Consider the following 21,647-nt stretch of genomic DNA (forward strand, 5'->3'; position numbering starts at 1 on the left):
GGTCCGCGGCCGACGCACCGGCAGGCCGCACACCGTGGTGGTCAATCTGATGACCGTCGAGGGCAGGCGGTTCCTGGTGGCGCCGCGCGGCAATACCCAGTGGGTCCGCAACGCCAGGGCCGCGGGCGAGGTCGAGACCGGCCCGAGGTGGCGCCGGCGGTCGGCCCGGATCACCGAGGTTGCCGACGAGGCCAAACCCGCGCTGTTACAGCGCTACCTCGACCGGTGGTACTGGGAGGTCAAAGGTCACTCCGCCGGGTTGACCCCACACTCCTCGGCGGCCGAGTTCCGGGCCGCCGCGCCGTCCATCCCGGTTTTCGAACTCGACGGTTAAGGCTGCGGGACAACGCCATTCGACGCCGTTCCGGAGGCCTGAACCAGACCGTTGCGGGATTGACCGCTGACGTTCTGCCAGGCCACCGCGGCGGGATAGTCGCCCCACGTGCTGTTGAACATGCCCACGATGGCGGCCCGCCCGTCCGGCGTGATCAGGTAGACCGGACCACCAGAATCCCCCCGCTGGCTGACCACCCCGTGGGCCATGGTGAACCAACCGTTGTAGACGGCCTCGATGTTGCCGCAGCTCTCACCGGTGACCACGCCGAAATGGCAGACCGGCAGTCCCGGCGCGGCGACCACGGCGGGATCCTCGACCAGCATCCGGCCCCCCGGCAAGATGTTGTTCACCGCGACGTCACCGTCGAGTTGGATTGTCTCCCAGTCGGAAATGACGTGGTTGGTGTCGATCGTGGCCCCGTCGGGCGTGTTGTCCTGGAACCGGGCCTGCCTGCCGATCGGGTTACCCGCCGCATCGGACACCACACCGCTGCCCCGGCAGTGCCCCGCGGTGAACGCCACCCGTGACACCGGATCGACGAACCCCAGCGTGCAGGCATTGGTGTCCTGGTGGACCGCCATGCCCGGGTACACCAGCACACCCGGCGTCGCCGCGGCGGTCGCCAGCCCGAGCGGCACCAGCCCGATCGGCACCACGGCCGCCAACACCCGCAACTTGCGAAGCCAATGCCTGCGCACTATCGGCCTCCGATCGTTTGCCATGGACAGTAAAAACCAAGCCTACGGCGCCACACCCGCTTGCGCGAACCTTTGCGCGCAACATCACCGATCACACCGGTATCACCCGGCACGCACAACGGCCCGGACCGATTCGGTCCGGGCCGTCGCTTCGAGCAGGTCAGGGAATGGTCAGGACCTGACCGGGATGGATCAGGTCCGGATTGGCGACGCCACTGGCGTCGGCAATCTGCTGGTACCTGTTGCCGTCGCCGTAGAACCGCTCGGCGATCGCCCACAGGGTGTCACCGGAGACCACCGTGTAGGTGCGCGGCTCGGGAGCCGGCGGTGGCGGGGGCGGCGGTGCCGCCGGCTCGGGAGCGGGCTCGGGAGCCGGTGCGGCTTCCTCAACCGCGGCGGGAGCCACCTCGGGCTCGGCGGCGGGCGGCGGCGGGGGCGGCTCGGTGGTGTCGGTCTTCGACGACCACGCGGCCTCGTCCCCGGAGTAGAGGACCAGGTTGCGGTCGTCCTGCAGGACCAGCTTCACGTTCTTCTTGCCCTTGGTGTCGGTGTGCCACACCGGCTTCTCCGGGGTGTACAGCACGAAGTTGCCGTCGGCCTGCACCTCGGCACGCACCACATCCTGGCCGTTGGTGGACGTCGACCAGACCGCATCCTCACGGGAATAGAGCACCAGGTTGCCGTCATCCTGCAACGTCAACGTGTACGCACCGTTGCCGGAGGTGAGCGAGCCCCCCTTCTCCAGCTTCTGTCCTTCGGTCAGTGTGTCTCCCACGCAATACCCCTTTTCTCGACCGGCCGCCGGATCGGAACGTCCCGGCTCCGCTGAGCTTACTGACCCCGGTTTTGATTTGGTGGCATTCGGCTCGGCGGAATTCAAACGCCGAGTAAACAGTTCACGCTTCCCGAGGAACGCCCCGACCAGAATGGATCGGTTCAGGATCGGCCGCAGGCGCCTGCCGCGGGTCAGCGGAAGTTGAGCACCTCGTCGCCCCATGCGGTGTGCAGATCGCGGTCGAGGTCGGCGACGGTCCTGTCCTGTTTGTCGATCAACAGGACGGCCCGGTCCTCGCGACGGTAGCTGCGCCACACCGGCTCACCGGCCGCACCCGCGGGCTCGCCGCGCGCCGCGAAGTTCACCCACCGTCGCCGCATCCGTCGCGACACTCCCCTGCCGTGCTTGAGACCGCCCAGCTTGAACGTCGGATCCTTGCTCCCGGCAACAAGATTGCCCCACACATAGGGCAGCTCGGTGGCATGGGCGGCCCCGAGCCGCAGCAGCCGCAACATCGGCGTGGAGTAGTCGAACCGGTAGACGTACACCGGCGCCACATCGCTGTGCCCCTCGGCGTACCACAGCGAAGGCATCCGGAAGGCGATATCGCGCGCCACCCCCATTCCGACGGCCTTGGTGCGCAGACCCGAGTAGGCCGACGCGATCTGGGCTTCGGTCGGCAACTGCAGGCCGGGTTGTTCGGCCGCGATACCTTCGAACATCGTCCTGATCGACTCCGGTGTGATCGGCATCAGCGGGGACTTCATCCACCGGAACAGCGCCGCCTCGTGTTTGTTGGTCCCGATGATCAGCGGCACCGGGTGGGTGCGGCCCGCCCGGGCCAGTTTGACCGGATAGTCCGGAACCAGATCGCCGTCCACGATCGGCGCGAAGGCCAGGGTGCCGGGGGTCCGTGCCGGAACCTCGTCGAAGATGTCCTTGGATGCGGCGAGGATCGCGGCCAGCGGGGCGTGCGCGAGCCGGTGGGCCTCGTCAGGGGCCAGCCCGAGCCGGTCGAGCAGGCGGCGCGCGACGGCGCGCGAGCGGGTGGCGTCATAGATCGAGGTCGCAGGCGAGCTCTGCGCGATCGCCGCACCGAACAACCCCTCGGCGGCCGGGCTGGTCAACAACGTCGTGACCACACCCCCGCCTGCCGATTCCCCGAACAGCGTGACGCGGGCCGGGTCACCGCCGAAGGCCGCGATGTTGTCACGCACCCAGCGCAACGCACACAGCACATCCCGCAGGCCCAGGTTGGTGTCGAAACGCATGCCGGCACTGCTGAATTCGGACAGGTCGAGGAAGCCGAAGGCGCCGAGCCGGTAGTTGACCGTCACCACCACGACATCACCCTCCGAGGCCAGCACGCGCCCCCGGTACAACGGCTGATTGGCCGACCCCAGCACGTAGGCGCCGCCGTGCACCCACACCATCACCGGTTTGCCGCCACCCGGCCGGCTGTCCGAGGGGGCCCACACGTTGAGCACCAGGCTGTCCTCGCCCTGCGCGCCGCCGAGCTCGATCGGGATCTTGGGGTCGGTGGGCTGCGGACACACCGCCCCGACCTTCGTCGCGTCGGCGACCTCGCGCCACGGGCCGGGCGGTTCGGGCGCCCGCCAACGTAATTCGCCGAGAGGGGCGTTGCCGTAGCGGATGCCGCGCCACGCCTTGACGGTGCCGTCATCGGTTCCGCGCACGGGACCGTATTCGGTGTCGACCACCATCGAGTCGATCATCCCATCTCCTCGGTGAACGCGATGTGTGCAGGGTGAGCACTCCAACGTACTCATTTGCGACGGCGCCGGGATACTTTGGTCCGATGTACAAATGGGCGCTGCTGGTCGCGGCCGTCGCCACCGAGGTCACCGCCACGCTGTCGCTGCGCGCGTCGCAGGACCATCCGGCCTGGCTGGTGCTGGTGGTGGCCGGCTATCTCGCGGCATTCGTATTCCTGACGCTGGTCCTGCGGGCCGGGATGCCGGTGGGTGTGGCCTACGGCATCTGGGGTGCGCTCGGCACGGCGGCGACGGCCGCACTGGCCGCGATGTTGTTCGGGGATCCGTTCACCTGGCCGATCATCGCCGGCATCGGCCTGATCGTCGGCGGGGTGCTGCTGGTCGAACTGGGATCGCATCCCCGCGAGGCGCGATCGTAATGTGGGTGCCGCTGGCGGCGGCGATCGTCGTCGAGGTGCTCGCGACGCTCGCGCTGCGCGCCAGTGACGGGTTGCGCCGCAAAGCCTGGATCGTCCCGGTCCTGGCCGGCTACACGGCGTCGTTCTATCTGCTGTGGCTGGCGTTGTCGATGGGGGTACCCGTGGGTGTCGCCTACGGCATCTGGACGGCATGCGGCGTCGCACTCGTGGCGCTCATCGCGAGGCTGGTGTTCGACGAGCCACTCACCCCGGTGATGATGCTCGGGATCGCACTCATCGTGTCCGGGGTCTTCACGATCGAGGTCGCCGGCGCGGTGCACTAGGCCGGGCGCCGGCCCAGCGCTCCGGCCAGCACCATCACCAGCACCCCGGCCAGCGGCACCGTCAGCAGCCCGGCCCGCAGCCCCGCGGTGTCGGCGACCAGGCCGACCAGCAGCGGCGCCCCGAAGAACCCCAGCCGCATCAGCCAGGTCACCGCGGTCAGCCCGCTGCCCGGCCGCAGCCCCGGCAGCTCGTCGGCGGCGTGCATGGCGGCCGGGATCAGGGTGGCCACCCCCAGCCCGGCGGCCGCGAACCCGGCGATGGTCCCCGGGATCCCCGGGAACGCCAGTGCGCAACCCATTCCGGCGGCCGCGACGAAGCCGCCCGCCCGAGCGACCGCGGCCCGGCCGAACCGGTCGACGAGCCGGTCCCCGATCAGCCTGCCGATGAACATGAACCCGACCAGCGCGACGTAGCCGAACACCGCGACCGCGGGCGGTGCGTACAGGCTGTCCCGCAGATAGAGTGTGGCCCAGGAACTTCCGGCGTCCTCGACCGTCGCGCCTGCGATCGCGATCCCCACCAGGGCCAGCAACATCAGATAGACCCTCGGCCCCGCCCGGACCCCGGCCGGGCCCCGGGCCGCCGGATGACCGTCGTGGTCCGGTCCGGGCAGCAGGTAGCGGTAGGCCACGACCACTACCACGCCGAACAGCACCGCCATGGTCGCGAGGTGGGGGCCGCGCCCGACGCCCAGCGCGATGGCCGCGGCACCGGTCAGCCCGCCGGCGATGGCCCCGACCGCCCACACCGCGTGCAGCGAGTTGATGATCGACCGTCCGTAGTCGCGTTGCAGCCGCAGCCCGTGCGCGTTCTGGGCGACGTCGACGACCGAGTCGCACGCCCCGGCCATGAACAGGGCGCCGGCCAACGCCACCGGCGTCGGCGCCAGGCCCGCGGCCACCACGAACGCCCCGAGCGCGATCGTGCCGAGCACCGCGACGCGCGAACTGCGGTAGCGCCGGATCAACACGGCGGCGGTCATCCCGGCGGCCAGGGCGCCACCCGAGAAGGCCGCGACGGCCGACCCGTAGACCGCGTTGTTCAGGTGCAGATCGGTCTTGATCTCGGGATAGCGCGGGAGCAGGTTGGCGAAGATGGCGCCGTTGGTGAAGAACAGTGCGGCCACCGCGATCCGGGCCCGCCGCGGGGCCGAGCTTCGTGCCACTGCGGCCACACTACCGATGGTCAGGGCGGGGCCGTCACCAGCCGTTCGCTGACCCGCCACAGGTCGGCGGCCTTGGCCTCGTCGTAGGAATCCTTCGACGAGGGGATCTGGCGGGTGCCCTCGAAGTACACCCCGGTGACCCCGTCGAGTGCCGGGTCGGCGACCAGCGCGGCCAGATTGGTCCCGGAGCGGCCCGTGCTGTTCACGTTGGGCAACAGCCGCAGCGCAGGCGTCAGCAGCCGCCAGGCCAGCCGCTGGCCCCGCGAATAGTCCCTGGCCAGTCCGGAACCCGGCATCAGGCCCGGACCGAAGGCGGTCACCGTCACACCGCGGCTGCCCTGGCCGAGACGCCGGTCCAGCTCGTAGGCGAACAGCACATTGCACAGTTTGGAGGTGGTGTAGCGACGTCGGCCCTCCGTGCCGTCGAGGCCGCCCCGCACCGGGGCCACCAGATCGTCGGCGGTCGTGTACCGGGGCTCGGGCATCCCGGTGAACTTGTCCGGGTCGTGGGTGCCGCTGCTGACCACCACAATCCGGGCGGGCGCCGCCAGCGTCCCGAGCAGATCCTGCACCAGGGCGAAATGGCCGAGATGGTTGACCCCGAAGGTCAATTCGTAGCCCTCGGCCGTGGTGTGGACACCCGAGACCACCTGCAGGCCGGCGTTGCACACCAGCGCGTGCACCGGCGGCAGGTCGAGTTCGGCGATCCGGCCGACGAATTCGTGCACCGAATCCAGCGACGCCAGGTCGAGTGCGCCGACCGTGGTCCGCCCCGGGTGGCCGAGCCGGGCGGCCGCCTCGGCGCCGCGCCGCACGTCCCGCACCGCCAGCACCACATGCCAACCGGGGTCGGCGTCCAGGAGCGCGCGGGCGCATTCGAAACCCAGACCGGCATTGGCTCCGGTGATGATCGCGGCCCTGCGGTTCATCGTTCCTCCAAGAGTATCGGGACGAGCACGGTGACGGCCTGCCACAGCCGCCGGTACATCCGGGCGACGTCGGTGTTGTCCGGTTCGAGGTGCCTGGCGAAGAAGATCCCGTCGGACTGCGCGACGGCGAACGCGGTGAGTTCCGCCACCACCCGCCGCGCGCGGTCCGGTTCGAGTCCGGGCGGCAGGATCTGGCGGACGCCTGCGGCGAATTGGTCGATCGCGGTGTCGCGGACCCGGCGGACCACCTCGTCGACCACCGGATCGTCGCCGCGTTCCAGCGACAGCAGGTACAGAAACCGCAGGAAATCCGGGTGCCCCGCCTGCAACTCGGCGGCGACGGCCAGCTGCTCGGCGGGGGTGCCGTCGGTCGGGATCGCGCCGAAGAAGCGCTCGGCTCCGCGCTCCATGACCGCGGCGAGCACCCCGTCCTTGGAGCCGAAGTGCCAGTAGATCGAGCTCGCAGGCAGGCCACAGGCCTTGCGGATATCGGCGATCGAGGTGGCGGCGTAACCGCGGGTGGCCATCAACCGTTCGGTGGCGTCGAGGATCTGTTCGCGCGAATTCGCGCCCTGTTGCTGTGTTCTCGTCGGATTGCCGGGCATCCCGCACTCCCTGTAAGGATCGTTACAGACAGCTTATTCGTCGGTCCGTCCCACCGCAAGGTGGCACCCTGAGACCGTGACCAACCCCGCCGAATTGCTGGAGCTGTTCCCGCCGGGGAGCCGCGCCGACGAGGACGGCACCCTGATGATCGGCGGCTGCCGACTCGACGAGGTCGCCGAACGGTTCGGCACCCCGTCGATCGTGGTGAACGAGGATGCGGTGCGGGCCCGGGCCCGCGACTACCTGACCGCATTCCGTACCCGCTGGCCCCGCAGCGATGTGGCGTTCGCCTCGAAGTCATTCCCGTGCACCGCGATTCAGCGGGTGATGGTCTCCGAAGGTCTGCATCTCGACGTCGCGGGCGGCGGCGAGATCCGGTCCGGCCTCAAGGCCGGGGCCGATCCGGCGCGGCTGGTGCTGCACGGCAACGCCAAGACCGACGAGGAACTCACCATGGCCGTCGAGCACGGCGTCGGCCTCGTGGTGGTCGACAACTTCGACGACATAGACCGGCTGGAGCGGCTGGTGCCCGCCGGTCGTCGCCAGCCCTGTCTGGTCCGGGTCATTCCCGGGGTGCGGGCGGCCACGCACGCCTCGCAGGCCACCGGTCACCCGGGATCGAAGTTCGGCCTGATGCCCGAGGACGCCCGTGCCGCGATCGCCCAGATCGAGGCGAGCCGGAAACTGCGCCTGGACGGTGTGCACACCCATGTCGGTTCGCAGTTGCTCGACGTCGAGCAGCTCGCGGCCGCGGTGGCGCCGATCGCCGCGCTCGGCACCTTCGACACCTACGACCTCGGCGGTGGGCTCGGCGTGCGCTACACCTACGGCGAGCATCCGCCGACCGTCGACGAGTACGCCGAGGCGATGGTCGCCCGGGCCCGCGCGCTGCTCCCCAACGGTTGCCGGATCATCGTCGAACCCGGGCGCAGCATGGTGGCCTCGGCCGCCTGCACGCTCTACCGCGTCACCACGGTCAAACGTGGGCCGATCACCCACGTCGCCGTCGACGGCGGCATGGGCGACAACCTCGAGGTGTCGCTGACCGGTCAACGGTTCGAGGCCACCCTCGTCGACCGGATCGGCGGCGGCGAGACCGCCACGGTGGTCGGCAGGCACTGCGAGTCCGGCGACCAACTCGTCGACGGTGTACCGCTGCGCGATCCGGTGGTCGGCGACCTGCTCGCGGTGCCGGTCACCGGGGCCTACTGCTACACCATGTCCAACCAGTACAACGGAGCCCGCCGGGTGCCGGTGGTGTTCTGCCACAACGGGACCGCCCGGCTCGTGGTGCGCCGCGACACCTGGGATGACCTGCTGATCCGCGATGTCGACTGACGCGATCGCACCGCGGGCACCAAGATTGGCCCTATGACTGCATCCTCCGCGGCCCTGCTGGAGCTGGCCGCCCGCCACGGCGTGGCCACCGGGTACGACGACTGGTCCGGTCGGCGGGTCGCGGTGCCGGAGTCGACGCTGGTGGCGGTACTGGAGGCACTCGGCGTCGCGGCGGGCACCGAAACCGACCGCATCGACGCCCTCGCCGCCCACGACCGCGAATACTGGCAGCGGTCGCTACCGCCCATCGTCCTCGGCCGGGCCGGGATGACCTCGGCGTTCTGGGTCCACGTCACCCACGGCGACCCGGTCGGGCTGGCACTGCTGCTCGAGGACGGCACCGAACGGACCGCCCTGCGGCAGCTGGAGAACAACCGGCCGCCGTACCGGCTCGACGACCGCTGGATCGGTGAGGCCAGCTTCGAACTGCCCGCCGATCTGCCGCTCGGTTATCACCGGCTGCGGCTCACCGTCGGCGAGTTCGAGACCGCCACCCCGGTGGTGGTCTCCCCCGCCACGCTGACGCCACCGGCTCGGCTGGGCGACAAGCGAATCTGGGGCCTGGCCGTGCAGCTCTACAGCGTGACCTCCGACAACTCGTGGGGCACAGGCGATATCACCGACCTGACCGATCTCGCCGTCTGGTCGGCCGCCGAGCACGGCGCGGGTTTCATCCTGGTCAACCCGATGCATGCGGCCGCACCCACCGCACCGATGGAACCGTCGCCGTATCTGCCCACCTCGCGGCGCTTCGTCAACCCGCTGTACCTGCGGGTGCAGGCCATCCCCGAATACGCCGAGATGCGGCACCGGGCCCGGCTGCGCAAGTCGCGCAGCGAGCTGGCCGCCCGGGCCGACCGGGCCGACCTCATCGACCGTGACGCCGCCTGGCGTGCCAAACGCCTTGCCCTGGAACAGGTGTACCGGGTTCCGCGCTCGGCGGGCCGGGAGATCGCCTACGCCGCGTTCTGCGCAAGGCAGGGCCGCGGCCTGACCGATTTCGCCACCTGGTGCGCGCTCGCCGAGCGGTACGGCACCGACTGGCACGGCTGGCCCCACGACCTCGCGCATCCGGACAGTCCCGGCGTCGCCGCATTCGCCGAGGCGAACCGGGAGTCGGTCGACTTCCACCGCTGGCTGCAGTGGTTGCTCGACGAACAGCTGACCGCTGCCCAGTCCGGTGCGCGGCAGGCCGGTATGGAGCTGGGACTCATGAGCGATCTGGCCGTCGGCGTCGACCCCGACGGCGCCGACGCCTGGGCGCTGCAGGATGTCCTCGCGCTCGGCGTGACGGCGGGCGCGCCGCCCGACGAGTTCAACCAGCTCGGCCAGGACTGGTCCCAACCGCCGTGGCGCCCGGACCGGTTGCGGGCCGCGGCCTACGAACCGCTGCGCGCCGTGGTCAACACCGCGCTGCGGCACGCCGGCGGGGTCCGCATCGACCACATCATCGGCATGTTCCGGCTGTGGTGGATCCCGAAGGGCGCCGCGCCCACCGAGGGCACCTATGTGCGCTACGACCACGACGCGATGATCGGCATCATCGCCCTTGAGGCGCACCGCGCGGGTGCGGTGGTGGTCGGCGAGGATCTGGGCACGGTCGAACCGTGGGTCCGGGACTACCTGCACGAGCGGGGGCTGTTCGGCACGTCGATCCTGTGGTTCGAGTCCGACGGTGCCGGGCCGTTGCCCGCCGAACGGTGGCGCGAATCCTGCCTGTCCTCGGTCACCACCCACGATCTGCCGCCGACCGCGGGCTACCTGGCCGGCGAACACGTCCGGCTGCGCCAGGAACTGGGCCTGCTCACCCGGCCGGCCGATCAGGAACTCGCCGCCGACCGGGCCGCACAGGCCGCCTGGCTGGACGAGTTGCGGCGGGTCGGCCTGCTCGGCCCCGACCCCGCGCCGGGCACCGACCAGATCGTCACGGCGCTGCACCGCTACCTGGGCCGGACGCCGTCGAAACTGCTGTCGCTCTCGCTGGCCGATGCGGTGGGCGAGCTGCGCACCCAGAATCAGCCGGGCACCACCGACGAATACCCGAACTGGCGGGTGCCGCTGAGCGGACCGGACGGCCGCAGGCTGCGCCTCGAGGACGTCTTCACCGACGCCCGGGCGGCGGCGCTGAGCGAGGTCATGGCCGGCGCGGCCGCCCCGCCGGTTCCGCGGCCGTGAGCGGCCCCCGATGTAACGCGCGGGGCCGCTGCACCGGTTTCACATTCGTCACCGCTGCGATATGTTCGCACCGCACCCTGACTGACGGAGATCACGTGAAGAAGATTGTTGTGCTCAGCGGCGGCCTGGTCGCCGTCGGCTCGATCGCCCTGTTCGGCGCGGCCACCGCAACCTCTGAGCCCAGTTCCACGTCGGCGACCAACGTCGTCGGAGAGCCCTATATGAAGGCGCTGCAGATCCTCAAGAGCCAGGGCGTGAAGGCCACCTTCGGCGGGTCGTTCGGCAGCGCGCTGCCGCAGGCCCAGTGCCTGGTCGACTCCCAGAAGGTGGCCAGCAACAAGCTGATCCTGATGCTGGACTGCTCCCAGGCCGCCGCGGACCGGGCCGCGGACGCCGCAACGCCCGGCGGTCCGACGGTCGGCGGCAACGGCGTGACGACCGTGACCCCGACCCCGGTCGTGCCGATCGCGGGCGCGCCCGGCGCGGGCACCCCGCCACCCCCGGCCTGACCCCGATCTCCTCGGCTGAGCCCGCGGTTCCCCTGGGAACCGCGGGCTCAGCCGGTTTCGGCGACCGACACACACCCCTTTCCGGTACCGGCGTTCCCACCTAAAACGTAGACTGCTCGCAACCCACCCACTCTGGAGGTTCGCGATGTTGCGCCCACTGCGGTCCGACCACGAAATCGACCCCGGCCCGGTACAGATCCAGGCCCGCAAGGTCCATTTCGATCTCACCGGCATCCCGCTGCACTGGATCCCCGGACACCCGGTCGCCTCGACCATGGTCAACCTGTTCAACGTGGTGCTGCCGGTGGCCGAGCACTGGTTCGTCGCGACCTTCAACGAGGCGCTGCCGTATGTCCGCGATACCAGGCTCGCCGACGACATGCGGGGCTTCATCGGCCAGGAGGCGACCCACGCCGACACCCACGACCAGGTGCTGGCCGAGTTCCTCACCGCGCACGGCGTCGACTACCAGCCGGTGCTGGCCCTGGTCCAGCATGTGTTCACCAAGATGCTGGCGCCGACCGCCTCGACCGATCCCAAGCGCAGGCTCAACGACCTCTGCGACCGGCTGTGGCTGATCGCCGCGATCGAGCACTACACCGCGGTGCTCGGCGATTTCGTGCTGAACGGCACCTGGGACGACTTCGACGCCGACCCGACCCTGACCGACCTGTTCCGCTGGCACGGCGCCGAGGAGGTCGAGCACCGCCGGGTCGCCCACGACGTCGCGGTCTACTTCCAGGACAGCTACTTCAGCCGGGTGCGGGCCATGTCCATCGCGGCGACCGCGGTGTACCTGTTCTTCCAGCGCGGCACCTGGGACCTGATCAAGCGCGACCGCACGCTCGACATCAGCTGGTGGCGGATGAACCGGCTGCGGATGGCCGATGCCAAACTGGGCTTGCTGCCCAAGTTCTCGAAGCTGTTCGGCGTCAACACCCTGACCTACTGCAGGCCGGGTTTCTCTCCCGACGAAATGGGCTCAACGGCCCAGGCCGTCGCCTACCTGGCCAGCTCCCCCGCGGCGCGCGCCGCACACCTGTGAGCGCCGGTATGGCGATCGCCAAGCCGGCCCTTGACCGCTACCGCCGGCTGCCGCCGAGCATGTCGGGGCGATTCCGGCACGACCCGATGCTGGGCATGGCCGAGGCCGCCATCACCACCATGTGGGGGCTGACCCGCTACCTCCGGCGGCCGTCCCCACCACCGGAGTTGGACCGCACGATCGAGTTGACGGTGCTCGACCGCGACGTCGTCGCCCACGATCAGGACGTCATCGCACTGAGCCTGGCCGCCGCCGACGGGGCCGCACTGCCCCGGTGGTATCCGGGATCCCATATCGACCTGCACCTGGCCAGCGGCCGGGTGCGGCAGTACTCGTTGTGCGGCGACCCCGAATCCAGCGCCACCTACCGGATCGCGGTGCGCCGCATCCCCGGCGGGGGCGGTGGTTCGATCGAGGTGCACGACACCCTGCGGATCGGCTCCCGGGTGACCACACAGGGGCCGCGAAACGCCTTCCCGCTCACCGTCCCCGGCTACGGCTCGCCCACCCGGCGATTCCGGTTCATCGCGGGCGGTATCGGCATCACCCCGATCCTGCCGATGCTGGGGCTGGCCCGCAGGCTGAATGTCGACTGGTCGATGATCTATGTCGGACGCAGCCGCGACACCCTGCCGTTCCTCGACGAGCTGACCCGGTTCGGCGACCGGATCGAGATCCGCACCGACGATCAGCACGGCCTGCCCGCGGCGGCCGATCTGCTGGGCGACTGCCCCGACGGCACCACCGTGTACGCATGTGGTCCGGCCCCGATGCTGACCGGTGTCCGCACCGCACTGGCCGGCCGCGCGGATGTCGAACTGCACTTCGAGCGGTTCGCCGCACCCCCGGTCGTCGACGGCTCGCCGTTCTCGGTGTCGATCGCCTCGACCGGTGCCACCGTCGAGGTGGCGGCCGACGAGACCCTGCTGGGGGCGCTGCGGCGCACCGGCGTGGCCGCACCGTATTCGTGTCAGCAGGGATTCTGCGGCACCTGCCGGATCCGGGTGCTCGACGAATCCCGAACCGCGGTCGACCACCGTGACACCCTGCTCACCGATCCCGAGCGCGCCGCCGGATATCTGCTGACCTGTGTGTCCCGGGCCGAGGCGGGCCGGCGACTGACGCTCGATCTGTAGCCCGCGACGGTACGATTCCGCGCATGCCGTCGGCCGCCCGATCCGATCCGCCACCGCAGCGAGATGCCATGAGATACGCCGTGATAGCGCCGGTCGGGGCGGGCGTCACGGCGGACCCGGACTGGATGTCACGATTCGCCGGGCACGTCGAGGCCTGCGGCTTCGAGTCGATCGTCGTCGTCGAGCACACCATCCTGATGTCGGAGTACACGAGTGTGTACCCCTACGACGCGTCCGGGCGGGTCGAGTTGACGGCGGATTGCCCGGTGCCCGATCCCCTTGATCTGCTGGCCTTTCTGTCCGGGCAGACCACCCGCCTCGGCCTCGCGACCGGGGTTCTGGTGCTGCCCAACCACCATCCCGTGGTGCTGGCGAAGCGCACCGCGACGCTCGACGTGCTGAGCCGGGGGCGGCTGCGGCTCGCGGTCGGTACGGGATGGCTCAGGGAGGAGATCGAGGCCTGCGGTACCGATTTCGGCAGCCGGGGCCGGCGGGCCGATGAGCAGATCGCGGTGCTGCGCACGCTGTGGGCCGCCCCCTCCGACGACGCGGACCCGGGGGCCGGATTCCATGGCGAGTTCTTCGATTTCGACCATGGGATGTGTTATCCGAAGCCCGCGGCACCGATCCCGATCCACATCGGCGGGCACAGCCGGGCGGCGGCCCGGCGCGCGGGGCGGATCGGCGACGGGTTCCAGCCGCTCGGCGTCTCCGGGCCCGAACTGACCGGCCTGCTCGAGCTCATGCGGTCCGAGGCCCGCGCCGCCGGGCGCGATCCCCACGCCCTCGAAGTGTCGCTGGGGCATCTGGTCACCAAGGTCGACGCGGAGCGGGCCGGGCAGCTGGCCGAATTGGGCGCCGACCGGCTGGTGCTGGCCATGCCCGCCCTCACCGATATCGCGGCGGCCACCGATGCGTTGTCGGCGTGTGCGCAGCGGCTGGGGCTGACCTCGTGAGCCTCGCCGTCGCCGACCGGCTGGCGCTGACCGACCTGGTCCACCTCTACGCCGCGGCGGTCGACGATCGCCGATTCGGCGATGTCGTCGAATTATTCAGCGAGACAGCGGAATTACGGCTGCCCGAACCTCCCGGATCGCTTGACCCGGTCCGGCACTGGCACGGCCGCGACGGTGTCCGGGCGGCGATGTCGGCGCTCGCCGAGGTGGCCCGCACCGAACACGAGATCGTCGGCGAGGTGTACGCACCGGGCGGCGAGGCCGGTTACGCGCTCGGACGCATCACCGCGGTGGCCCACCACTGGAGCTTCGGCACCGAACATCCGACCGATGTGGTCTGGCATCTGCGCTACGACGACGAATACGTGCGGACCCCGGCGGGCTGGCGCATCCTTGGGCGCGCGCTCACCATCAATGCAATCGAGACCCGGCCGCTGCGCCGCCTGCGTGGCCACCCTCGCGCAGACCCGCCAGTTCCGGGGCGGCCATCAGCTGATCGAGCAGCGGACGCTGGCCGGCCAGCAGCTTCGTCCGCGCCGCCGCCACCTCAACCCAGGCGACGCGGTCGACCTCCGGATACTCCCTGATCCGGCCCGAACCCTTCGGCCACTCCAGCTCGAAAGTGTTGCTCCTGGCCCGGGTCACGTCGAAGTCACCGCGTACCGCGAAGGCCGTGACGACCTTGCCGCCGGCCTGCCGGACCGGGGTCAGGTCGCGGCGCGGGCCGTCCGGCGGCGGCGCCCCGAGTTCCTCGGTGAACTCGCGCCTGGCCGCCACCCACGGTTCCTCGTCGTCGGTGTACTCGCCCTTGGGCACCGACCAGGCGCCGTCGTCCTTGCGGGCCCAGAACGGCCCGCCCGGGTGGGCGATCAGCACCTCGACGACATCCCCGGCGGTCCGGTACAGCAGCAGCCCGGCACTCAGTTTGGCCATTGGCCGCACGCTACCCGGGCCGGCCGACACTCACCCTCGGTAATCTTCATCACTTTGCTGACGGAGGATGATCAAGATCACCTCGATCCCCTGACCAGACCATTTCCGTCTCGGCAATCAATTTCCGCAGCCGGAATGAAATCGCTGAACTTTCAGTTCAACTCTTCGTAACCCCTGAGAAATCTAGCGATCCTCGATGGACGAACGTGCGCCGATCGGCACACGCGAGTCGCGAGACAACCGAACATCGAAAGAAGGCACGGAAAGATGCAGAAGTTTGGATTTGCCGCAGCACTCGCCGGCGGCGCAGCGGCCACCCTGATCGGCCTGGCCGCACCGGCGCAGGCCGCGCCGACCGGGCCCGGTAACGCCCAGCAGACGATCAACGAACTGCAGGCGCAGGGCTACAAGGTGATCGTCAACCGCACCGGTTCGACGCCGCTCGACAAGGCCAGCGTGGTCGCGGTCCGTCCCGGCCAGACGTTCTCGCGGACCGACTCCAGCAACCCGGGCGGCAACCTGCAGACCACGGTTCTGTCGAAAACGATTTACGTCGACGTGAAGTAACGCCGAACCCCGGCCGAACGGCAAGACAGGGCGCCCGATTCGGGCGCCTTTTTGTTGCCGTTCGCCGGTGGGGTCGCGGGTGCTGACCGCCGCCCCGGCGCTAAAGTCGCCAACGTGGCTGGTTTCACCCGGTATGTCGCACTCGGCGACAGTCAGACCGAAGGCTTGTGGGACGGCGACGATACGGCCGGCCTGATGGGCTTCGCCGACCGCCTCGCGGCCGAAGTCGACGGGCTGCGCCCGGGTCTCGGATATGCGAACCTCGCGGTTCGCGGCCACCGCATCCGCGACGTCCTGACCGATCAGCTTCCGCGGGCACTGGCGATGAATCCGGACCTGGTGACCGTCTGTATCGGGATGAACGACGTGACGCGACCGGGGCGCGCGTTCGACCGCGCACTGACCGATCTGGACCGGATCTACGCCGCGCTCAGCGGATCCGGGGCCACCGTCGTGACCACGACGTTCCCCGACATCACCCAGATCCTGCCGGTGGGCCGGCTACTGAGCAGGCGGGTGCTGCGGATCAACTCCGCGATCACCGGGGCCGCGGCCAGGTACCGGTTCCGGCTCGTCGACCTGTACTCGGCCCCGTCGATGCGCGAGGCCGAGACCTGGAGCCCGGACCGGATCCACGGCTCGGCGCGGGGGCACATGCTGTTCGCCGCCGCGGCCGCGGAGGCGTTGGGATTGCCTGGCAGCAGCCATGATTGGGCGCTCGCCAGCGGTGTCGCGCAACCTCAGTCGTTCCGGTCGAGGGCCTATTCGCAGGCGTTGTGGACGCAGAACATGTTGATGCCCTGGATCTGGCGTCACCTGCGCGGCCGGTCGGCCGGGATCGGACGGGAACCGCGCCGGCCGGCGTTGCTGAGCCTGAGCGCCTGACCGGCGCCGCGTCAGAGCCCGGCCCAGGCCGAGTCGAGCTCTTTGGCGACGTCGATCACCTTGGCCCGCTCCGATTCCGGGCTGTCGATCTCCCCCGCCACATGCGCGGCGATGAAGCGTTTGATCTCGCCATCCACTCCGGCCAGGATGCGCAGCAGCTCGGCCCGCAGCGATGTCGAGGTGACGTGGATGGAGATGTCGGACGGGCGGGGTTTCTTCACATCGAGGATCAGCAGCAGCGGCTGCGCGGCCAGAGCCGATGCCCGCAAGGCGATCTCGCCGAACACCATGAACCGGGGCCGGTCGATGCGCAGGTCGATGGTCAACTCGATTTCCAGCGGTATCCGGATCGAGAAGGTGATCGTGTCCCCCACGTTGCGGCTCACCCGGGGCTTCTGGATCTTCACCCGGGCCGTGACCTTGGCGATTCTGCCGGGGCCCTGGGCGATCGGGCCGAGCTCGAACTCGTCGCCCGCGATCGCCCCGATCGCGTCGCCGACGCGGTCCTCGGAGACCGCGATCTCGAAGAACCGGCGGCCGAATTCCTCGTAGGTGATGTAGTGGTGGTCAGCCATGGTGTGAATACATTCTCACGCCGGCCGCCCGCGGCGGCACAACCGGGCCGCAACGTGGGCGGGCCGGGGTCAGGCCGGTTCGGCGAAGTACCGCAACCGGCCCACCGTCCACGGACGCGGCGTGAGGTCGGCGATCAGCACCGCGCGGCGACCGTCCCGGTCCAGCCCGGCCACCAGGCTGGCGCCTGACCCGATGAGCTTGCGCCAGGAGGCGCCGACCGTCGACGCCACCAGGCTCGACGTGGCCAGCGGGGACCGCTCGCCGGCGAGCACCGTCGATCCGCTGGTCAGCCGCCGGCGCACGGCGACCTCGTCGCCGGCGCACAGATCGTCGAGCAGCCCGGCGACCAGGCGCCTGCCGCGCCCGCCCGCGCCGAGGAAGCCGCCGGCAAATCCGGCCGCGCCGGCCGGTCCCTGGTTGCGCAACAGCGCCGAGGTCAGCGCCAGGCCCGGCCGCACCGCACCGAGCCGGTGCCGCCCGAACTGTCCGACCATGGCGGGCAGTTCCCAATAGGCCTGCAGTTCGGCGATCCGCGGACCGCCCTGCTCCTGGCGCAGCGCATAGCGCAGGTAGGCCGGGATCCGCATGGTCACCGACGACCCCATGGCGACCTCGAGCTCGAGGTCGCGGATCACGCTGCCCGCCTCGATGTCGACGAGGTCCACGTCCCGGTGAAAGGCGATCTGGCGGGGGCCGATGAAGGTGTCGTAGAACCGCCCGATCGGCTCGCGCCCGCGGTGCGGCCGCGACCCCACCGGATCCTCGACCTGTGCGCCGTCAGCGAACAGGCCGACCCATCCGGCCCGATCGTGGGCGGCTGCTGCCTGCGGGGATTGTTCGACCGTCGCGATGAGGTCGGCACGGGTGAAGGCCATAGGGTGCATTTACCATGCCGCAGCCGGCCGGCTGCGCGCACACTGGAAGTTGACCGTGTGTGGCTGAGGAGGACGCGATGAGCGGCAACGGACCTTTCGGGCCTTTCGGGTTCGATCCCGACGAGTTCGACCGGGTCGCGCGCGAGGCGGGCGAAGGCTTGCGCGACGCGCTGGACGGGCTCGGCAGATACTTCACCGGCGCGGGTGGGCAGCCCGGCTGGGCCGGGTTGATCGATGAGGTCACCCGGATGTCGCGGCCCCGCACCGAACCGGAGACCACCGGTGAGAAGGGGGACGGCGTGTGGGCGATCTTCACCGTCGACGACGGCGGCGGCGCCCACATCGAGCAGGTCTTTCCCACCGAACTCGACGCCTTGCGGGCCAACGCGGGCAATACCGATCCGTCCCGGCGGGTGCGGTTCCTGCCGTACGGCATCGCGGTGGGCGTACTCGACACCGACACCCCCGGTACCGACGGGCAGGACCCCGCGGGCTGATCCGGCGACAAAAGCCGACGGTGCGCGGTGGGCACCGGTTAGGCTTCTGGCCCAGGGCCGACGAGCAGGTCGTGGCGGCCGGGCAAACCCGAGGGTGGGACATGATTCGCGAACTCTTCGCCGCCGCGGCAGTCGCCGGTGCCGCAGTGGCGCTGGCGCCGGGCGCGGTCGCCGACGACGACTCCAACATGTACTTCGACGAGCCGGGCCGCTATGCGACCGATGTGCCCGGGATGAGCTACGAGGCGCACAACGGCGCGCCGTGCACCAGCTGGGAGCGCAACGTCTTCGGCCGCGGTCCCGGTGGGGTGGCGATGCAGTGCCGGTGGATCCCCAACCAGTGGCCGCCGGTGTACACCGGGTTCTGGACCTACGCCTATCCGCTGCAGGGGGTGCAGGAGATCGGGTCACCGTGCCCGGGCCCGCAGACCGCGGCCCAGGCCCCCGACGGCCGGCCGATGCTGTGCCTGGGAGCCCAGGGCTGGCAGCCCGGTGCGCTGACCGGAAACGGCTTCTTCCCCGGCTGATCGTGTGACCTGGACCGCTGGCCATACAGTCATGTGACCGATGTATGGTCGAAGGCCCATATCGGTGACACGGGAGCGAGTGCCATGAGCGGTGACGTGACGTTCAACCTGTCCGCGGTCTTTTCCACGGTGGCCGAGGCCATTCCCGACCAGACCTTCCTGGTGTGGCGGGACCGCCGGTTGAGCTACGCGCAGGTCGATGCCCGGGTGGACGGCTTCGCCCACTATCTGGTGTCGGCCGGCCTCGGGGTGCACGCCGAGCGGAACACGCTGGCCGGGCACGAATCCGGGCAGGACCACCTCGGCATCTACCTGCGCAACGGCAACGAGTACCTCGAATCGATGATCGGCGGCTACCGGGCCAGGGTGGCCCCGTTCAACGTCAGCTACCGCTACGTCGAGGAGGAGCTGCACTACCTGCTGACCGATTCGAACGCGGCGGCTTTGATCTACAACGCCGAATTCGCTCCCAGGGTGGCCGCGATCCGCGACCGGCTGCCGAATCTGCGGGTGCTCATCCAGGTCGCCGACGAGTCCGGCAACGATCTGCTGCCCGGCGCGGTGGACTATGAGACCGTCGTGGCCACCCCGGCACCGGCCGGTGCGATGCCCGCACCCTCCGGGGACGATCTGTACATCCTCTACACGGGCGGCACCACCGGCATGCCCAAGGGCGTGCTCTGGCGCCAACACGACATCTTCCTGTCCTCGATGGGTGGGCGGCCGTTCGGCAGCGATACCTGCCTGGCCTCCTACCAGGAGCTCGCCGAGAAGGCCCGCGCATCGGCCGGTGCGATGTCGCTGCTGATGATCCCGCCGTTCATGCACGGTGCCGCACAGTGGGCCGCCTACAACACGGTCACCACGGGCGGCACCCTGGTGATCCCCGACGATGTGGTCCGGTTACGTCCCGACGCCGCGCTACGGCTGGCCGAACGCGAACGGGTGCTGGGCATTCCGGTGGTCGGCGACGCCATCGCCCGGCCCCTGCTCGATGAGATCGAGAAGGGCTCCTACGACCTGTCCGGTTTGGTGACGATCACCAACGGCGGTGCGCCGCTGTCCCCGACGGTGCGCGAGCGCCTGCTGACCGCGCTGCCGCACCTGATGTTGCTCGACGCGGTCGGCGCATCGGAATCGGGTGCGCAGATGAGCACGTACTCGACCGCCGCGGCGAGCCGCGAATCAGGCACCGCGGCGAGCCGCGAATCAGGCACCGCGGCGAGCCGCGAATCAGGCACCGCGGGCGGGCAGGCCCAGGCCGCGACGTTCGATCCGCAGGCCGATACCGGCGTGGTGGCCGAGGACCTGAGCCGGGTGCTCGGCCCCGGCGAGGGTGGCGGCTGGCTGGCCCGCAGGGACCTGATCCCGCTGGGCTATCTCGGCGACGAGGCCAAGACCGCCCGCACCTTCCCCACCATCGACGGGGTGCGCTGGTCGGTGCCGGGCGACCGGGCGAATGTGTTGACGGACGGCCGGATTGAGCTGCTGGGCCGGGACTCGGTGACCATCAACTCCGGCGGTGAGAAGATCTTCGCCGAGGAGGTCGAACGGGCCGTGGCCGCCCACCCGGCGGTGTACGACGTCGTGGTGGTCGGCAGGCCGTCGGACCGCTGGGGCAGCGAGGTGGTCGCGGTGGTGCAGTTCGCCGACGGCGCATCGGCCACCGATGAGGAACTGGCACGGGTCTGCGAAACGTCGATCGCGCGCTACAAGGTCCCCAAGGCGTTCCTCCGGGAATCCAGAATCGTGCGCTCCCCCGCGGGCAAGGCCGATTACCGCTGGGCCAAGGGCATAGCGGCACAAAGCCTGCGGGCCGCCGGCGATCCGGTGGCCACCTAGCCGGCGGCACCACCGAAGTACTGGCGGATACCGGCCCAGGTCGCGATGTGGGCCGCGACCGCCTGGCTGACCGTGACGGACAGCAGGGGCCGCGGCGCGGTGATGTGCAGGCGTTCGGTGACCCGGGTGCCGCCGGCCTCCGGCTCGAACGACACCGTGCTGTCGAGCCCCACCCGGGGGAACTGGCGCGCCTGCGCCGTCACCACACCGGGATCGGCGACCTCGATCCTGGCCCGGTAGGTGATGGGTAAGGTGATCGGCCCCAATGGAATCCGGTCCCTGATCCGATATGTGCTCGCGGTTGTGGTTCGTGAGGTGCGGTGCACGGACTCGACCAGCGGGTGCAGCTGGACGATGTTCTCCAGGTCGGCGTAGAAATCCCGTACCTGCGACGGCCGCGCCGGGATGTGTTCGGCGAGTGTCCGGTGCGCACCGGCCATCCACCAGCTCATCGCCGGAGGCTACCCGCCGGGGTGCGGCTCCGGCGGCGTCGTATCCGCGGCGGGTTCCTCGACGCTCACCGGCCGGAAGTAGGCCCAGGCGAAGAAGATTGCCGCCACGACGACCAGGATCAGGCCCACCCACCAGTTGGCGTCGGTGCCGATGTAGAGGTCGACCCGATTGTCGGCGGGCCCGTCCTCACGCGGGGCCAGGATGGCCGGGGCCAGCCCGGCGATGAGCAGCACCACACCGTAGATCCCCATCAGGGCACCGATGATGGAGCGGATGTCGAACAGCCGCAGGCGCGGTTTGCGGTTGGTGCCGTTGGTGACGGGACTGGACATGTGAACTCCGGC

25 protein-coding genes and 1 pseudogene are annotated in these 21,647 nt (G+C 70.1%); 15 read left to right on the top strand and 11 right to left on the bottom strand.

The genetic code is table 11. The features are described 5' to 3' along the window. A partial coding sequence (locus ACWDTP_RS10970; RefSeq protein ID WP_450019439.1) for a nitroreductase/quinone reductase family protein occupies positions 1-334 on the top strand: 334 nt, incomplete at its 5' end. Here ACWDTP_RS10970 and ACWDTP_RS10975 read toward each other — a convergent pair. The 3 genes from ACWDTP_RS10975 to ACWDTP_RS10985 all read right to left on the bottom strand — a co-directional run bounded on the left by ACWDTP_RS10975 (position 331) and on the right by ACWDTP_RS10985 (position 3,546). Continuing rightward, complete coding sequence (locus ACWDTP_RS10975) at positions 331-1,059, bottom strand: Rv1815 family serine proteinase (protein ID WP_450019441.1); 729 nt, start codon at positions 1,057-1,059, stop codon at positions 331-333. The genes ACWDTP_RS10970 and ACWDTP_RS10975 overlap by 4 nt on opposite strands. Positions 1,060-1,195: 136 nt before the next feature. After that, complete coding sequence (locus tag ACWDTP_RS10980) at positions 1,196-1,810, bottom strand: LysM peptidoglycan-binding domain-containing protein (RefSeq protein ID WP_450019443.1); 615 nt, start codon at positions 1,808-1,810, stop codon at positions 1,196-1,198. A 191-nt stretch (positions 1,811-2,001) separates the two neighbouring features. Continuing rightward, on the bottom strand, positions 2,002-3,546 hold the full coding sequence (locus tag ACWDTP_RS10985; RefSeq protein ID WP_450019445.1) for a carboxylesterase/lipase family protein: 1,545 nt from the start codon (positions 3,544-3,546) through the stop codon (positions 2,002-2,004). 83 nt (positions 3,547-3,629) lie between these two features. On the opposite strand from ACWDTP_RS10985, the gene ACWDTP_RS10990 reads away from it, so the two are divergent. Next, positions 3,630-3,965: a DMT family transporter gene (locus ACWDTP_RS10990; protein ID WP_450019447.1), complete on the top strand. Its 336-nt coding sequence runs from the start codon at positions 3,630-3,632 to the stop codon at positions 3,963-3,965. After that, on the top strand, positions 3,965-4,288 hold the full coding sequence (locus tag ACWDTP_RS10995) for a DMT family transporter (RefSeq protein WP_450019449.1): 324 nt from the start codon (positions 3,965-3,967) through the stop codon (positions 4,286-4,288). Before ACWDTP_RS10990 ends, ACWDTP_RS10995 begins: the two co-directional genes overlap by 1 nt. Here the strand turns inward: ACWDTP_RS10995 and ACWDTP_RS11000 are convergent. The 3 genes from ACWDTP_RS11000 to ACWDTP_RS11010 are packed head-to-tail and all read right to left on the bottom strand — an operon-like array spanning position 4,285 to position 6,988. Beyond that, positions 4,285-5,454, bottom strand: coding sequence for an MFS transporter (locus tag ACWDTP_RS11000; protein ID WP_450019451.1), 1,170 nt, complete (start codon positions 5,452-5,454; stop codon positions 4,285-4,287). The genes ACWDTP_RS10995 and ACWDTP_RS11000 overlap by 4 nt on opposite strands. Before the next feature lie 20 nt (positions 5,455-5,474). After that, entirely contained in the window at positions 5,475-6,383 is a 909-nt protein-coding gene (locus ACWDTP_RS11005) for an SDR family NAD(P)-dependent oxidoreductase (protein WP_450019453.1), read from the bottom strand. Continuing rightward, positions 6,380-6,988 carry a TetR/AcrR family transcriptional regulator gene (locus ACWDTP_RS11010; RefSeq protein ID WP_450019455.1) on the bottom strand — a complete coding sequence of 203 codons (609 nt, stop codon included), beginning with the start codon at positions 6,986-6,988 and terminating at the stop codon, positions 6,380-6,382. Before ACWDTP_RS11010 ends, ACWDTP_RS11005 begins: the two co-directional genes overlap by 4 nt. 76 nt (positions 6,989-7,064) lie before the next feature. Between ACWDTP_RS11010 and lysA the strand changes: the two genes are divergently transcribed. From lysA to ACWDTP_RS11045, 7 genes and pseudogenes are all read left to right on the top strand, one after another. Further along, positions 7,065-8,327 (top strand): diaminopimelate decarboxylase, encoded by a 1,263-nt coding sequence (gene lysA, locus ACWDTP_RS11015; RefSeq protein ID WP_450019456.1) that lies wholly within the window; start codon positions 7,065-7,067, stop codon positions 8,325-8,327. 33 nt (positions 8,328-8,360) lie between these two features. Beyond that, positions 8,361-10,502, top strand: a complete 2,142-nt coding sequence (gene malQ / locus ACWDTP_RS11020) for a 4-alpha-glucanotransferase (protein WP_450019458.1) — start codon at positions 8,361-8,363, stop codon at positions 10,500-10,502. 95 nt (positions 10,503-10,597) lie between these two features. Then, positions 10,598-11,011: a hypothetical protein gene (locus ACWDTP_RS11025; RefSeq protein ID WP_450019460.1), complete on the top strand. Its 414-nt coding sequence runs from the start codon at positions 10,598-10,600 to the stop codon at positions 11,009-11,011. A 145-nt stretch (positions 11,012-11,156) separates the two neighbouring features. Further along, positions 11,157-12,056 (top strand): metal-dependent hydrolase, encoded by a 900-nt coding sequence (locus ACWDTP_RS11030; protein ID WP_450019462.1) that lies wholly within the window; start codon positions 11,157-11,159, stop codon positions 12,054-12,056. Positions 12,057-12,064: 8 nt separating this feature from the next. Further along, positions 12,065-13,192, top strand: coding sequence for a PDR/VanB family oxidoreductase (locus ACWDTP_RS11035; RefSeq protein WP_450019464.1), 1,128 nt, complete (start codon positions 12,065-12,067; stop codon positions 13,190-13,192). Positions 13,193-13,260: 68 nt separating this feature from the next. Further along, on the top strand, positions 13,261-14,148 hold the full coding sequence (locus tag ACWDTP_RS11040; protein ID WP_450019528.1) for an LLM class F420-dependent oxidoreductase: 888 nt from the start codon (positions 13,261-13,263) through the stop codon (positions 14,146-14,148). Further along, positions 14,145-14,534 (top strand): annotated as a pseudogene (locus ACWDTP_RS11045) (nuclear transport factor 2 family protein); the annotation flags it as partial. The gene ACWDTP_RS11040 and the pseudogene ACWDTP_RS11045, both read left to right, overlap by 4 nt. 25 nt (positions 14,535-14,559) lie before the next feature. On the opposite strand, the gene ACWDTP_RS11050 reads toward ACWDTP_RS11045, so the two are convergent. Next, the gene (locus tag ACWDTP_RS11050; RefSeq protein WP_450019466.1) at positions 14,560-15,081 is read right to left on the bottom strand and encodes an NUDIX domain-containing protein; all 522 of its coding nucleotides are present in this window, start codon (positions 15,079-15,081) and stop codon (positions 14,560-14,562) included. A 267-nt stretch (positions 15,082-15,348) separates the two neighbouring features. Here ACWDTP_RS11050 and ACWDTP_RS11055 point away from each other — a divergent pair, with 267 nt between their 5' ends. Next, on the top strand, positions 15,349-15,648 hold the full coding sequence (locus ACWDTP_RS11055) for a hypothetical protein (RefSeq protein ID WP_450019468.1): 300 nt from the start codon (positions 15,349-15,351) through the stop codon (positions 15,646-15,648). A gap of 114 nt (positions 15,649-15,762) precedes the next feature. Next, entirely contained in the window at positions 15,763-16,533 is a 771-nt protein-coding gene (locus ACWDTP_RS11060) for an SGNH/GDSL hydrolase family protein (RefSeq protein ID WP_450019470.1), read from the top strand. Between the two features lie 11 nt (positions 16,534-16,544). Here the strand turns inward: ACWDTP_RS11060 and ACWDTP_RS11065 are convergent, their stop codons facing one another. Together ACWDTP_RS11065 and ACWDTP_RS11070 are read right to left on the bottom strand one after the other, a co-directional pair. Next, positions 16,545-17,108, bottom strand: a complete 564-nt coding sequence (locus tag ACWDTP_RS11065; protein ID WP_450019472.1) for a hypothetical protein — start codon at positions 17,106-17,108, stop codon at positions 16,545-16,547. A gap of 69 nt (positions 17,109-17,177) precedes the next feature. Next, entirely contained in the window at positions 17,178-17,984 is an 807-nt protein-coding gene (locus ACWDTP_RS11070) for a ketosteroid isomerase family protein (RefSeq protein WP_450019474.1), read from the bottom strand. 77 nt (positions 17,985-18,061) lie between these two features. Between ACWDTP_RS11070 and ACWDTP_RS11075 the strand changes: the two genes are divergently transcribed. From ACWDTP_RS11075 to ACWDTP_RS11085, 3 genes are all read left to right on the top strand, one after another. After that, positions 18,062-18,481, top strand: coding sequence for a hypothetical protein (locus ACWDTP_RS11075; protein ID WP_450019477.1), 420 nt, complete (start codon positions 18,062-18,064; stop codon positions 18,479-18,481). A gap of 101 nt (positions 18,482-18,582) precedes the next feature. Beyond that, positions 18,583-19,008 carry a hypothetical protein gene (locus tag ACWDTP_RS11080; protein WP_450019479.1) on the top strand — a complete coding sequence of 142 codons (426 nt, stop codon included), beginning with the start codon at positions 18,583-18,585 and terminating at the stop codon, positions 19,006-19,008. 84 nt (positions 19,009-19,092) lie between these two features. Then, positions 19,093-20,850, top strand: a complete 1,758-nt coding sequence (locus tag ACWDTP_RS11085; protein ID WP_450019481.1) for an acyl-CoA synthetase — start codon at positions 19,093-19,095, stop codon at positions 20,848-20,850. On the opposite strand, the gene ACWDTP_RS11090 is transcribed toward ACWDTP_RS11085, so the two are convergent. Then, positions 20,847-21,302: an SRPBCC family protein gene (locus ACWDTP_RS11090; RefSeq protein ID WP_450019483.1), complete on the bottom strand. Its 456-nt coding sequence runs from the start codon at positions 21,300-21,302 to the stop codon at positions 20,847-20,849. The two genes, ACWDTP_RS11085 and ACWDTP_RS11090, sit on opposite strands and share 4 nt — an antisense overlap. A gap of 9 nt (positions 21,303-21,311) precedes the next feature. Next, the gene (locus ACWDTP_RS11095; RefSeq protein ID WP_450019485.1) at positions 21,312-21,635 is read right to left on the bottom strand and encodes a hypothetical protein; all 324 of its coding nucleotides are present in this window, start codon (positions 21,633-21,635) and stop codon (positions 21,312-21,314) included. Positions 21,636-21,647: the final 12 nt, after the last annotated feature.

The sequence above is a fragment of the Mycobacterium sp. NPDC003449 genome, from assembly GCF_053588415.1.